Annotated in this window: 12 protein-coding genes and 2 pseudogenes; 7 read left to right on the forward strand and 7 right to left on the reverse strand. The window is 53.8% G+C overall.

Going from position 1 to position 12,656, the window contains the following annotated elements:
* Positions 1-166 precede the first annotated feature (166 nt).
* The 7 genes from pseF to J8I34_RS31605 all read right to left on the reverse strand — a co-directional run bounded on the left by pseF (position 167) and on the right by J8I34_RS31605 (position 8,187).
* A complete protein-coding gene (gene pseF / locus J8I34_RS31575) occupies positions 167-877 on the reverse strand; it encodes a pseudaminic acid cytidylyltransferase (RefSeq protein ID WP_209808123.1) in 711 nt (236 codons plus the stop codon).
* Positions 874-2,028, reverse strand: coding sequence for a UDP-4-amino-4,6-dideoxy-N-acetyl-beta-L-altrosamine transaminase (gene pseC / locus J8I34_RS31580; protein ID WP_209808141.1), 1,155 nt, complete (start codon positions 2,026-2,028; stop codon positions 874-876). The genes pseF and pseC overlap by 4 nt, the downstream gene beginning before the upstream one ends.
* Complete coding sequence (gene pseB, locus J8I34_RS31585; RefSeq protein ID WP_209808130.1) at positions 2,028-3,029, reverse strand: UDP-N-acetylglucosamine 4,6-dehydratase (inverting); 1,002 nt, start codon at positions 3,027-3,029, stop codon at positions 2,028-2,030. Before pseB ends, pseC begins: the two co-directional genes overlap by 1 nt.
* Positions 3,022-4,275: a lipopolysaccharide biosynthesis protein gene (locus J8I34_RS31590; RefSeq protein ID WP_209808131.1), complete on the reverse strand. Its 1,254-nt coding sequence runs from the start codon at positions 4,273-4,275 to the stop codon at positions 3,022-3,024. The genes pseB and J8I34_RS31590 overlap by 8 nt, the downstream gene beginning before the upstream one ends.
* A gap of 77 nt (positions 4,276-4,352) precedes the next feature.
* Entirely contained in the window at positions 4,353-6,602 is a 2,250-nt protein-coding gene (locus J8I34_RS31595; RefSeq protein WP_209808133.1) for a polysaccharide biosynthesis tyrosine autokinase, read from the reverse strand.
* Between the two features lie 11 nt (positions 6,603-6,613).
* Positions 6,614-7,051, reverse strand: a complete 438-nt coding sequence (locus J8I34_RS31600) for a low molecular weight protein-tyrosine-phosphatase (RefSeq protein WP_209808135.1) — start codon at positions 7,049-7,051, stop codon at positions 6,614-6,616.
* Positions 7,048-8,187 (reverse strand): polysaccharide biosynthesis/export family protein, encoded by a 1,140-nt coding sequence (locus J8I34_RS31605; RefSeq protein ID WP_209808143.1) that lies wholly within the window; start codon positions 8,185-8,187, stop codon positions 7,048-7,050. Before J8I34_RS31605 ends, J8I34_RS31600 begins: the two co-directional genes overlap by 4 nt.
* A 322-nt stretch (positions 8,188-8,509) precedes the next feature.
* Between J8I34_RS31605 and J8I34_RS31610 the strand changes: the two genes are divergently transcribed.
* From J8I34_RS31610 to J8I34_RS35595, 7 genes and pseudogenes are all read left to right on the forward strand, one after another.
* Positions 8,510-9,187 carry a hypothetical protein gene (locus J8I34_RS31610; RefSeq protein WP_209808137.1) on the forward strand — a complete coding sequence of 226 codons (678 nt, stop codon included), beginning with the start codon at positions 8,510-8,512 and terminating at the stop codon, positions 9,185-9,187.
* 23 nt (positions 9,188-9,210) lie between these two features.
* A pseudogene (gene bcsD, locus J8I34_RS35585) lies at positions 9,211-9,659 on the forward strand (cellulose biosynthesis protein BcsD).
* Between the two features lie 46 nt (positions 9,660-9,705).
* Positions 9,706-10,251 (forward strand): cellulose biosynthesis protein BcsP, encoded by a 546-nt coding sequence (bcsP, locus tag J8I34_RS31615; protein WP_209808139.1) that lies wholly within the window; start codon positions 9,706-9,708, stop codon positions 10,249-10,251.
* Positions 10,248-10,727 (forward strand): cellulose synthase operon protein YhjQ/BcsQ, encoded by a 480-nt coding sequence (locus J8I34_RS35325; protein WP_256441901.1) that lies wholly within the window; start codon positions 10,248-10,250, stop codon positions 10,725-10,727. Before bcsP ends, J8I34_RS35325 begins: the two co-directional genes overlap by 4 nt.
* Positions 10,639-11,010 carry a cellulose synthase operon protein YhjQ/BcsQ gene (locus J8I34_RS35330; RefSeq protein ID WP_256441902.1) on the forward strand — a complete coding sequence of 124 codons (372 nt, stop codon included), beginning with the start codon at positions 10,639-10,641 and terminating at the stop codon, positions 11,008-11,010. The genes J8I34_RS35325 and J8I34_RS35330 overlap by 89 nt, the downstream gene beginning before the upstream one ends.
* 553 nt (positions 11,011-11,563) lie before the next feature.
* Positions 11,564-12,207: pseudogene (locus J8I34_RS35590) on the forward strand (glycosyltransferase).
* A complete protein-coding gene (locus tag J8I34_RS35595) occupies positions 12,185-12,652 on the forward strand; it encodes a hypothetical protein (protein WP_371748182.1) in 468 nt (155 codons plus the stop codon). Before J8I34_RS35590 ends, J8I34_RS35595 begins: the two are co-directional and overlap by 23 nt.
* Positions 12,653-12,656: the final 4 nt, after the last annotated feature.

Consider the following 12,656-nt stretch of genomic DNA (forward strand, 5'->3'; position numbering starts at 1 on the left):
TGGTGAATCTGGCGCTAGCCAAAAAGCAATTGTTGGCGCTGCAGGGGAGCAGTCCGTCCTGAGCGCGCAAAGCGCACCAGGAAAGGCGTGAAATGCGAGAAAAACCGGCTTGAATCGGCCTATCTCTCTCGCATTGCGAAAACCGCGGTCATTGGCCCGTGCGACATCAAGCGCAAACCTCATTGATCAGCATGTCCCTAGCGGCGTACATTAGCTCAGCCCTAGCCCAATCTTCCTCCGTGTCTATGTCCTGAACTCGATATCGCGGCAGTAGGACTGGCACCGTATGCTCGCCAAACACTGGCCTTTCCGCTAAAAAGGCTTTGGCACGCCCCCAACAAAATTGTCCCGCGTCATGATATGCAGCCGGCAAGTCTTGGGACCGTGTAAGCATGTACTCCGGCTGGAACATATCCATACGCCCGTCTTTTGTAACCCTTACGGCCCGTTGTATCGGGAATGGATAACTTGTAACGCCCAACGCGTAGTCGGCGTCAGCTTCTACCAGAGTTTGAAAACCCCTTATTATGTCCTCTGGACTTAGAAACGGTGCGGTGGCATATATACAGCAAACATAGTCGATATCCCCACTATTCTTCACAAACTGCTCAATGGCATGTCGAAGAACCGCGGTGCTCGGAGTACTATCATCAGCTAAATATGCTGGCCTTACGAACGGGACTGAGGCACCAAACTGCTCCGCTATCATTGCGATCTCCGAGTCGTCCGTTGATACGACAATTTGATCAAAGCAACCCGCCTGAAGCGCTGCCTCAATTGAATAGGCAATCATTGGCTTTCCATGAAAAGCCCTGATGTTCTTTCTTTCTATGCGCTTACTACCGCCACGAGCCGGGATTATTCCTATTTTCATCATCGAATTGCGCTTTGAAGTGCCAATACCACAGCATCCTGTTGCTCGATCGACAAGGTAGCAAATAAGGGAAGACTGATAGCCTCTTCGTAGTATTTCTCAGCTATCGGGTAGTCTCCAGGCTTGAATCCGAGAGCAGCATAGTATGGCTGCAGATGCAACGGAATATAATGAACATTTACTCCTATGCCCATCTTTCGCATCGAATCGAATACGACATCTCTGGTGGTACCAGCCAACTGCCCAATTCGGACGATATAAAGATGGAAACTCGACTCCGTCTCCGGCAACTGCCACGGTAGCCCGATCGGAAGTTCGGCCAACAAACTGTCATACCTCGCGGCAAGTCTCCGCCTTGCCTTTATGTACGAATCTATGCGCAGTAATTGGCTACTCCCCAATGCAGCCTGTATATCCGTAAGTCGGTAGTTGAAACCTAAAATCAACTGCTGGTAATACCAAGCACCATCTGGAATATGAGTCGTTTCCGACGGATCTCGAGTTATACCGTGACTTCGTAACAATCTCATTCGGTTCGCTAGATCTGCAGAATTTGTGACAGCTATGCCACCCTCCCCAGTAGTAATTATTTTCACCGGATGAAAGCTGAAAACCGTCACATCAGAAAACTGGCACCCGCCGACTTGATTGCCGAGATAACGGCCTCCAATTGCATGAGAAGCGTCCTCAATGACACGAAAGCTGAATTCCTGGCTTAGTGCCAAAATGGACTCCATGTCGCAGGACTGTCCACAAAGGTGAACCGCAACGACGATTTTTGGAAGTCGGCCTTGAATCCTCGCCGCAATAAGCTTGGCTCGCAGCGCAGTAACGTCTAAATTATATGTCTTTGGATCTATATCTACGAAGTCCACTTTCGCGCCACAGTAGCGTGCACAATTCGCAGATGCAACAAACGTGATCGGACTAGTCCAGAGTTCGTCTCCGGGTCCAAGTTCTAGCGCGAGGCATGCGATATGTAATGCTGCTGTTGCGCTGTTGACAGCAATTGCGTGCTTTCCAGAGACATAATTTGCCACTGCCCTTTCGAAGCTGGGCACGGCGGGCCCTTGTGTCAAAAAATCGGAGCGCAACACATCGACAACAGCTGCAATGTCATCTTCAGTCAGATCTTGCCGGCCATAGGGAATCATCACACACCTGCAAGGTTATTGAACTCCAGAATCTCATCGACGTCCAAGAAGACTGGATTTGTTCCGGAATTGTATTCAAATCCCAACTCGACCGGCGTACCGAGTTCACCTAACGCATTCTTTCGAAAATCATTATCCTTCCGATTGAACGTAATAGTTGGACAGATAACATAGTGATCCGAGAACTGAAGCGTCAGGTGAGAGTCATCTGCGGGGCACATGATTTCGTGCAGTTTTTCGCCTGGACGAATTCCAATGTATTTGTGCGATACATTTGGCGCCATTGCTTTTGCGAGGTCAGTAATCCAAACAGAAGGAATCTTTGGAATAAAGATCTCCCCTCCTTTCATTCGCCTGAAATTCTTCAATACGAAATCGACACCTTGCTGCAAAGTAATCCAAAACCGCGTCATATCAGTGTGAGTAATCGGCAAGTATCCGACCTCTCGTTCGAGTAGAGAGCGAAAGAACGGCACCACCGAGCCTCTGGATCCGACGACATTCCCATACCGGACGACAGAGAATGAAGTGCGATGCCCGCCGGCCATATTGTTCGCGGCTACAAACAACTTATCGGAGGCGAGTTTTGTTGCACCGTATAGATTGATTGGATTCGCGGCTTTGTCTGTGGAAAGCGCGATAACTTTCTCGACCTCATTCTCCAATGCCGCGTAAATGACGTTTTCAGCACCATGTACGTTGGTTTTTATGCATTCAGTTGGATTATATTCAGCAGCCGGCACTTGCTTCAACGCAGCAGCATGAATTATGTAATCTATACCTCGCGTCGCTTGGACGAGCCGCTCCTGGTCCCGCACATCGCCAATGAAATATCGCATGCAAGAGTCGTTAAACTCCTGCTGCATTTCAAATTGCTTCAATTCATCTCGCGAAAAAATCACAAGACGTTGAGGCTTATATTTGGAAAGCAAAGTTTTCACATATTGCTTCCCGAATGAACCAGTTCCACCGGTGATTAAAATTGCTTTATTATCAAACATATTCAACATCCTTTACTGTTTGGTAGATATTCGACATACGTGCGCGCCAAAACAATACCACCTTCAAAACTCCAAGTACGGCGAAAGCAAAAAACATGGAACAAGGAACACCCAATGCCCCAAGCCATCTACAAAATGGGTAGCCAATGGATAAGAAAATAACGGCGCCACAGATATTTCCAATAATTAACCAACGATCACATCGGAGCGCGTAAAGTCCATAATGCGGAATTAATCCAAGGCAAAATATAGAGATCGTTGCAAGCAACACATAAAATATGGAGATATGCTCCACATATATTTCTCGGCCTATAAGCAATAATACGGGCTTAACAATTAGAGTTGCGAGAAGCGCCACCAAAATCGTCGACGTGAATATGGCTTTTGAGAACCGGGACATCTGCTCCGCAAACCCTCCGTCCGTAACACTCCGTATTAGTGCAGGCAGCGTGAACGCTATAACACCGGCGTCTATCAATGCAAGAATTGCATTAGTAATACCCGCGTAAAAGACGTATACGCCCACCACGTCAGGGGACGCTACGAAATTGACCAGGAAGCGATCAAAGGCAAAAGGCACCTTTAACGCTAGCGTAGCAACTAACAAAGGTGCCGCCACCATAGTTCCCTTCCACAACCACCGCCAATCTACGGGTAGCCTAACGGAACTCCAATTGAGCTTTAAAAAAGGCAGAGCGGCAATGACCAATGAACTAGAAACCCCCAGGCTCCAGGCAAACAGAACAGTCGAGAGCGTACGACTATTTGAAAATAGCTGCAGCCATACAATTGCAAGCAATGACCACATCCCACCTCTAAAAAAGAGAGTCAGCCCTGCCCATAACGGCCTGGACATTGATATCAGGAGTCGATTCATCTCCTGAGCAAGATGCTCAAGCACAAGCAGTGCTAATAACCATCCCCACAAAGCCTTTGGGAGAACATTATTAGCCCATAGGACCAAGTAGCTTAATGGCAGAAAGATTAGATAACACAGGGCAAAGAACACAAATTGGTCTTTTATTAGCGCGGCCCATCGATCAAACGGTCGCCCCAACAACTCTCTTGTACTGAACGTATAAAAATCGAATCCTATTAGCAGCAACAGATATCCAATAGCCCCCACTAGAAGACCAAATTGCCCGACCTCTGCAGGCGACAAATATCGGGCCAAGAAGAAAAAAAGGAGAAATTTGCTACCGAGGGTGCACGCACGCAAAGCTATATTTAGTAACCTCTGCAGCATACCGCGTCCTTAGATTATCTATTAATGACTACATTTGTCACTGACCATGTTCGCAAGCTAGGATAAATACATGCCTATCACGCCTTATCATCTGCGGCGTTGGCAGAATATCCGTAATATTCGTATCTATATCGTCCGTACTTCGACCCATACCCATAGCGGAATGCATTCGGATCCAAGCCATTGAAGACTACTCCGCTGACGTGCGCATGAGCTTGGCGCAGTTGCTTTGCGGATTCTGTAACTTCGCCAATTGTGGTTTTCTCGAAACGAGTCACTAGAAATACCGCGCCGCAGCGGGCCGCGAGAATCGCGGTATCGGAAACCGCGAGTACTGGCGGCGTATCGATCAGGACAAGGTCGTATTGGTGAGCCACCTCATCAAGAAGCTTCACCATGCGCTCGTTGAGCAGCAACTCGGCTGGATTCGGCGGCAAGCTGCCGGTGCTCAGAAAGTCCAGGTTTTCAAGTACCTCGCGATGCACTGCCTGTCCAACGCTCACCTTGCCGAGCAACACATCCGACAGTCCATTGTTCCGGTCCTTGCCAAGATATTGGTTCAAATGGCCCTTGCGCATATCGGCATCGATCAGCAGCACGCGCTTGCCGCCCGAGGCCATTACCAGAGCCAAGTTGGCCGAAATAAATGACTTACCGACGCCCGGTGTTGGGCCCGTCATAAGCACGCAGTTATTGCCTGCGTCGAGCATCGCGAATCGCAAAGCAGTGCGGAGACTGCGGAGACTTTCGATCGCTGGCTCGTTGGGATTGCGGTCCCCGAGCAAGAAAGTTCCGCGCTTGCGCTGTCGGATTTCTTCACTGAGGAGGGCCTGAGCATTCGACAACGGCACGGTGGCGTAAACGCTCAGGCCGGTATGCTGTTCGATGTCCTGTGAATCCGTGATACCCCCATACAGCGCGTTGCGCACAAAAGCCGCTACGACCCCAGCGAGTACTCCTAGAATAGCTGCCAGCGCTATGACCAGTGCCTTCTTAGGTTTGATGGGCTCCTCGGGAGCTCGAGCGTTGTCGAGTAGGCGCACATTGCCGACCTTGCCAGCCTTCACAAGCTTCAGCTGCTGCATATTGTTCAATAGGCCAACATAAAGGTCGTTATTGACCTGCACGTCGCGCATCAACCGAAGTGTGTCCTGCTCCACACTTGGGAAACTCTTCATCCGGCCTGCTAGGCTGCCCACCTTTGCGCTCAAGGCAGTGATTTGCTGTTCGACCGCCAGCACAGCCGGATGGGATGCCGCAAAGCGCGTGCTCAACTCTGCGCGCTTCTGTTTGAGTTCGAACAGGCTCGCCTCGGCGGTCACGCTTTCCTGTAGGAACGCTTTGCCTTCTTCGCTTAGATTGAAGGTATTGCGCTTATTTCGCATCTCGTTGTATTTAATTTCAGCCCGCTCTAGCTCGCTCTTGAGCTGGGGCAACATGTCACCCAGAAATGCCAGCGATTTCTCCGCTTCGGCCGCCTTTCGCCTGATATTCTGGGCTACATATTCTTGACCGATTTCGTTCAGAATGCTCGCCGTAAGGGACGCGTCGGTGCCGGCGAGAGTGGCGCCGATGATGCCACTCTGCTTTCCCTTCTCGGCTATTTTTAGGTCATCCTGAAGTCTCTCGATCGTCGCAAGCTCAGAGTTTCTTACGATGTTGAAGACAATACCCGGCTTCGCTTTGATATCACTCACAAGTAGGGAGAGGCTACCCGAACTTTGGACAGCGGTCAGTTGCTGACCCACCTGTCCCTCCAGCGGACCGTCGAGACTGGATTGATCCAAGCGGTAACGTCCATCCGTCAGCACTGTCAATATGAATTTTTCACCCTCAAGGGATTCCGGCACGTCAAATAGGTTGACGTTTATGGACTCCTTGGCCCACGCGAATCCACCGAAACCAAGCAGCCCTGGTTCCGCTAATCCCTTAGCGCGATTTGCGATCCAATTGCCGATGACAGGAAAGTATTTCGGCTTTGCCGTAATGTAGAGACGCAGGTTATCGACTGCTTTACTTACAACCATTCGAGAGCGAATAATTTCCATCTCGGCCGTGGCCTGGGCTTTGACGTCGAATAGGCTGGAAACGTCTCCCAATAAGCTATTGGCACTGTTCGGATTGTCCTCAACCTGCACCAAAATATCGGCCTCATAAACCGGCCGAGCTAAGAACGCGTAAGCAATCCCCAACGCAAGTACCACCCCTGCAATGGATACAATCAGCCACCGACTGGCAATCAGCACATCAAGGTACCGGACGAGATCAATTTCGTCCTTCGAAGGCGCCGCAACAACAACTGGAGGGGGAGTCTGTTTCATCTGCATTGCCGAATCAGTTATCGAAGCGCCTGGATGCGCGGCACCCAAGCTTCCACGCCGCGTTGGATTAGCCGCAGCACGTTTTCGAAGGCGGGACGAGCCTCGCGATAGGGATCAGGTACGTCGAACCCAGCAAGCTCACCGATACGGAAAACCCGACCGGTGGTGGCCGGATGCAAGTGCTGGATGTCTTGCCTTTGGGCGTTGTCCATCACGAGAATGAGGTCCGCACACGTCGTCAGGGAGCGGCTCAGTTGCTGGGCTCGATGGCCGTTTATATCCACGCCAATGTCCTGCATGACCTCGATGGCGTGCGCATCGGCGGGCTGGCCTGTGAGCGCGCCAAGTCCGGCGGAAATGACGTTCGCATCCGGCAATGCCTGCTGGAGGAGTCCCTGCGCCATCGGGCTCCGGCAAATATTGCCAATGCACACCACGAGTACGGTTTTGATCATTTGACCGCGTTCGCTGTGGAGGTGAAGAAGTTGCCGCTCGGCAACAACTGGTTGATCACGCGGCTCCAGCGGACCACGCCAGCAGCGTCGACGTAGACGACGTCCCTCGGCTTCAGCTCGAACGATTCCGCCAAGGCGAAGGAGACGGGGGACTTTCCGTCGAGGTGGAACACCTCGGCATCGCCATCGTTGCTCTTGCGGATAACGTAGAGTTCTTTGGCGTTGGCCGAAAGGGGGTTGACGCCGCCAGCTTCCCCGATTGCCTCGCTGAGCGTCAGGCGTCCGTTTCGCGGCATGACGGCGACAGGTCGCACGACTTCGCCGGTCACGAATACCTTGCTGTCCTCGCGTTGTTCCACGCGCACGATATCGCCGTGGCGCAGCAGGATGTTGGCGGGGTCGATGCCTTGCTGCAGGAGTGCCGGCAGATTGACGACGTAGTTCTTTCCGTCGCGGGAAATGCGGACTCGGCTATTGTCGCCAGTTAGTACGTTGATACCCCCGGCGCGGTTGAGCGCTTCGACCAAGGTCATGGGGACGTCATCGATGTTCTGAGGGCCAGGCGTCTTGACTTCGCCGTCGAGGTAGACACGCTTGCTGCGGAAGGCGAGCACGCGAACGGTGACCTGTGGCATGTTGACGACAGGCTTGAGCTGGGTGCTCAGCTGTCCACGAATCTCGTCTGGCGTGCGGCCAAGAACCTTGAGCACGCCAGCATAAGGAAACTGGATGGTCCCAGCGGGACTTACAACGTAGCCTGGCACGTTGGCCGCGCCGCTGTAGTTCGGGATCTCATAAGCCGTGCCAATCGAATAGGTTTGCGTCGGGAACACCAGTTCTGGGTGGTCCCATACGACGATCGACAGAATGTCGCCGACTCCGACGGTATAGGGCTTTGGAACGTCGTACAGCTCGTCCACCCCGGCGTTCGTCAGTGGCGCGGCGGCCTTCAGCGTACGCACCAGCGCCGGAGTGATCTGCGTGATTTTGGGCACCGACTCCGGATCTTCCGGGTCGAGGGGGCGCTGCGGGTCGAAGCGCATCCCGGGTGCGAGTGCACAGGAAGCCAGCAACGGAACGATCCCCAGGTACATTGCCGCCCTGCCATACGTCAGCCTGCTTGGAAGCTTGAGCACGTCTCGAATATTCCCTTGATACCGAAGGTCTTTCATTGGCCGCTGAATGACTAGACGGGATGTGCTGCGGCGGACACTTACACCTTATTGCACTATTTTTGAATCTGAACTTCGCGAGACTGATTTCTCTTGCATGACAGCGGTGCGCTGTTGCAGTGCATCACCGAGGGCGAAGTTTATGGTCCACAAGGCGAGAACTTCAAGACAGACGGCTCGATTTTTACGAATTTTTTATTCCCCCATTGGGGGGGATAGCAATGAAGGCCGCATTAACAAAATTTACATATCTCGATTTTTCGCGAAAAAATAGGGTGTAGGCTTCATGTATCACCTAAACCCACAGGGCAATGACAAGTGGGTCAGACTTGCCATCGCCCATTATTGGGCAAATCCAGAAGTAGCCTTTCCCTGCGTAGGTTGGACCATCCTTACGGGGGGATTTTCTGGATTGACTAAGGACTCGCTCCATTGTTCGGATGGGGAAATTATCTCAAGTCGATTATTGTTACAAATTTACTCATCCCGACTCTTGGGGGGTACCACTAATGATGCCTTGCAACACAATGCCATCCGGCATCCCCGTGCCGTCTTAATGGGTGTAGGCGAATTTGGTGGTCCGCCTACACCCTCTTTCTTTACCGCCGAGGAATATGCGAAGATCTACGTGCATTTTGAGCGAAAACCCTGCGACGCTTTCATAGCTGAAGATAAGATGAGAGCATCTCCCCCGCAGCCACGGCCATCCGTGCTCAAGCTAGCTGTCACAACGCTCATTGCGACTACTTTGGTCGTCCTTGCTGCCATGCTGTTGCGTGCGATTAACGGGAATGATGTATCTCCCCAGCGATGGGAAGACTTGCGTAACACCACGGAACGGGCGGGCGATTCGGATGCCCGTTCGGAATGCCAACGTTTTCATGAGCGGTTGGTAGCGCAGGCTGCAGGATCGGATGTCTCGCTGGATATGGGAAGGCGAGCCTGGTTCTGGAATCATGAGTAAGGATATGGGCATAGGATTTGCGCATGGATAACGCTACTCTCCAATACCTTGCTGAGCGCCATACGTCGACGCAATGGCGGGACTTTATCGACGTCCTGTCTGGAGAACTCTGCGCGGAACTCGGCCATGACGGCACGCGAGAGTTCATGAGCAACGTTGGTTGCCGCTTTGCCGCTCAGTTCTCTCCGGGGCCTTGCAAAACATTAGGCGAGCTAGAGCGTGCGATTTCTGGCTCGACATCGACTGGGGTTGGACCAGTATCCAAGACACCGGGGATGCACTTGTTGTACGCCATCACTGCGCGCCTCTATCCCCCATGGAACAGAGCAGCGAAAGGCAATGGCAAGCGGACTTCCTGCAGGGAGCCTATCAGTACTGGTTTCGGTCCTTTGGATCGCCGGATGCACTGAAGCTCATAGCGCTATCGCAATTCGATGCCACCGGAAGTATGGATTTCCGGCTCGGACCGTGACGCGGCGCTCCTTCTCGCAGATTCTTGTACGCCTTGGATACCTGGAATGAGCCAGTACGACGATCTTGGAAAACTCTTCAACCGCTTCGGGGTCAAGCCGGGAAGCTATCGGGAAATTGTGCAAGAAGATGCTGCCAAGGAGGCTCTGCAACGTTGGCCGTTGCTAGCCGCATTGCAACCGGACCAAGACGCGTCGGTATCGCCACTGCATACCGTCACAACAGTACAGAAGACGATACCGGTCGCTGCAACGCCGCGTTCAGTCGTCACGGCGCTCGATCCAAAGGAGCGCCGAGCCGCCCTGCAGCAGGCAATGCAAAGGCAGGAAGGCCGCAGCCTCAAGATGCAGTCGGCTTCCTCGGCGTCTCCGCAAGATGACTCGAAGCCGCGAAGCCAAGAGGAATCCCAGCGGCAAACGGACCAGAGAATCTCCGGTCGAGCATGCTGCATCCGCGCGGGCTGCTTCGCAACCGCTTGCCGAAATCTTTGCGCGCCTCGAGGGCAAGGCTTTGCCGTCTACGCAAGCGAATCGCAGTGCTACGCGCCGGTCTTTCCTCGACCGTCTCAAGCACAGTTGAGTGTCCGACTTTGAAAATCGTCGCAGTAGTCTCCGCCAAGGGCGGTGTCGGCAAAACCACGCTGTCGGCCAATCTCGCTGATGCCCTCGCGCAAGCGGGCGAGCGTGTGTTGGCCGTGGACCTCGATCCTCAAAATGTGCTTCGCTTGCATTTCGGCATGCCGATAGACAGCATTGCCGGCCACGCACGCGCAACGCTTTCCGGTGAGCGTTGGCTTGAAAGCGTCTGGCATGGCGGGCATGCAGCTGTATTGCCTTTCGGTCGCCTGAGTGAGATGGATCTTGCCGCCTTCGAGCAGCACCTGAGGAGCCGTCCGGACTGGCTTCGGAGCCATCTTGGCTTGCTCGGCTTGGAAGAGAACGACATCGTCATTGTCGCCCCCCCCCCGCTCGTCACCCTATATGCCCCAGGTGCTGTCGTGCGCGCACATCTGTCTGGTGGTGGTCCTCGCGGACGCGGCGTCATACGTAACACTTCCCTTGATGGATGACTTGATTCGCACGTACTGTACGCACCGAAGCGACTACCGTGGGCAGATGCTTGTCATCAATCAGGTCGATATGGCGCGTCAACTCAGCAAGGACGTCGTACAAATCCTTCGTGATCAGCGAGGGCAGCGCATCCTTGGGACCGTCCATGAAGATGGGGCAGTCCCAGAGGCGCTGGCTCACGATTGCACCATTGTCCGGCAAAGCCCGCACAGTCAGGCGGCGCTGGATATTTGTCGCTGTGCCAACGGATTACGCAGCCAGTTGCATGGCTTGCGCGGATAGTCGGATGACGTCCGCTAAGCCGTCCAAGCCCAAGAAGGTTCGCCGCTCTCTCAGTAGCCGCGGCGAACTCCTTGCCCAAGCGTTCTCGCACTCGCGGCTATGGGAAGGCGCCGTTGCACGACGCTTGGGTCTTCTCCTTGGCCTCTTGCTATTCCTGACCGTTGTGACGGTACCCCTGGAATTCAGTCTACAGGCTGCGTTTGCGCTCGGGTGCTATCTGATGGCGGTGGCTCTATCTCGTAAGAAAGGGCACTTTGCCGCGCTGATGCTTGTCATCCTGTCGCTCGCCGCCAGCAGCCGCTATATGTACTGGCGACTCACAGAGACGATCCTTTTCGATTCCTGGGTTGGTCTCGCGTTCGGCGCTGGTCTCTTGGCAGCAGAGGTCTACGCCTTCCTTGTCTTGGTGCTGAGCTACTTCCAGACCGCATGGCCACTTCAGCGCAAGCCAATGTTAATGCCTCGGGACCTTGCGGCCTGGCCAACTGTAGACATCTTCATCCCAACTTACAACGAGCCGCTGTCGGTGGTAAAGCCGACTGTTTTCGCTGCCATGTCACTCGACTGGCCCCGCGACAAGATCAAGATTCATGTGCTTGATGACGGCCGCCGCGACGAGTTCCAACGTTTTTGTAAGAAGGTGGGTGTCGAGCATGTTACGCGCGCCAACAATCGCCACGCGAAAGCTGGAAATTCAACGCAGCACTCACGCACACCAGTGGGGAATATGTCGCCATCTTTGACTGCGACCACATCCCGACGCGTTCCTTTTTGCAAGTCTGCATGGGCTGGTTTCTGAAAGACAGCAAGCTCGCGATGCTGCAGACACCGCACTATTTCTTTTCGCCTGACCCGTTTGAAAAGAATTTGCGTACATTTCAGGACGTGCCAAACGAAGGCGAGTTGTTCTACGGCCTGGTACAGGACGGCAATGACCTCTGGGACGCCACCTTCTTCTGTGGCTCCTGCGCAATCATTCGTCGGGCGCCCCTGATGGAAGTGGGCGGGATCGCTGTCGAGACCGTAACAGAGGACGCCCATACCGCGCTCAAGCTCCACCGTCTGAGGTACCGAACCGCCTACCTCGCCATCCCACAGGCGGCAGGACTAGCGACAGAGAGCCTGTCGGGGCATGTCGGGGCATGTCGGGCAGCGTATCCGCTGGGCGCGCGGCATGGCACAGATCTGCCGCATTGACAACCCGCTGCTGGGGCCGGGCCTTTCGTTGCCACAACGGTTGTGCTACCTGAATGCGATGCTGCATTTCTTCTATGGGCTGCCCCGACTGGTTTTCCTCACCGCGCCCTTGGCATACCTGCTGTTCGGCGCGCATGTCATCAACGCTCCGGCGCTGAGCATTGCCATCTTTTCGCTGCCCCACCTGCTACATGCCAACATGACAAACTCGCGCATCCAGGGCCGGTTCCGCCATTCGTTCTGGAACGAGGTCTACGAGTCGGTGCTGGCGTGGTACATCATGCGGCCGCCCCTGGTCGCCTTTATCAATCCTGCGGCGGGAAAGTTCAACGTGACACCCAAAGGCGGCGTCATTGAGGAAGCATACTTCGACTCATGTGGTTATACACAATTGTCCCCGTCGTCGACGGCTCGTAAGCCTCGCAGTGTCTTCGCCGCGACATGAACTT

The sequence above is a fragment of the Cupriavidus phytohabitans genome, from assembly GCF_017815025.1.
In the GTDB taxonomy this organism is placed as follows: domain Bacteria; phylum Pseudomonadota; class Gammaproteobacteria; order Burkholderiales; family Burkholderiaceae; genus Cupriavidus.

Excerpts from the sequence above, each read along its gene's own strand:
- pseF (WP_209808123.1), bottom strand. The coding sequence starts at position 877 with ATGATGAAAATAGGAATAATCCCGGCTCGTGGCGGTAGTAAGCGCATA.
- J8I34_RS31600 (WP_209808135.1), bottom strand. The coding sequence starts at position 7,051 with ATGATCAAAACCGTACTCGTGGTGTGCATTGGCAATATTTGCCGGAGC.
- J8I34_RS31595 (WP_209808133.1), bottom strand. The coding sequence starts at position 6,602 with ATGCAGATGAAACAGACTCCCCCTCCAGTTGTTGTTGCGGCGCCTTCG.
- bcsP (WP_209808139.1), top strand. The coding sequence starts at position 9,706 with ATGAGCCAGTACGACGATCTTGGAAAACTCTTCAACCGCTTCGGGGTC.
- pseC (WP_209808141.1), bottom strand. The coding sequence starts at position 2,028 with ATGATTCCCTATGGCCGGCAAGATCTGACTGAAGATGACATTGCAGCT.
- pseB (WP_209808130.1), bottom strand. The coding sequence starts at position 3,029 with ATGTTTGATAATAAAGCAATTTTAATCACCGGTGGAACTGGTTCATTC.
- J8I34_RS31590 (WP_209808131.1), bottom strand. The coding sequence starts at position 4,275 with ATGCTGCAGAGGTTACTAAATATAGCTTTGCGTGCGTGCACCCTCGGT.
- J8I34_RS35595 (WP_371748182.1), top strand. The coding sequence starts at position 12,185 with ATGGCACAGATCTGCCGCATTGACAACCCGCTGCTGGGGCCGGGCCTT.
- J8I34_RS35330 (WP_256441902.1), top strand. The coding sequence starts at position 10,639 with ATGCCCCAGGTGCTGTCGTGCGCGCACATCTGTCTGGTGGTGGTCCTC.
- J8I34_RS31610 (WP_209808137.1), top strand. The coding sequence starts at position 8,510 with ATGTATCACCTAAACCCACAGGGCAATGACAAGTGGGTCAGACTTGCC.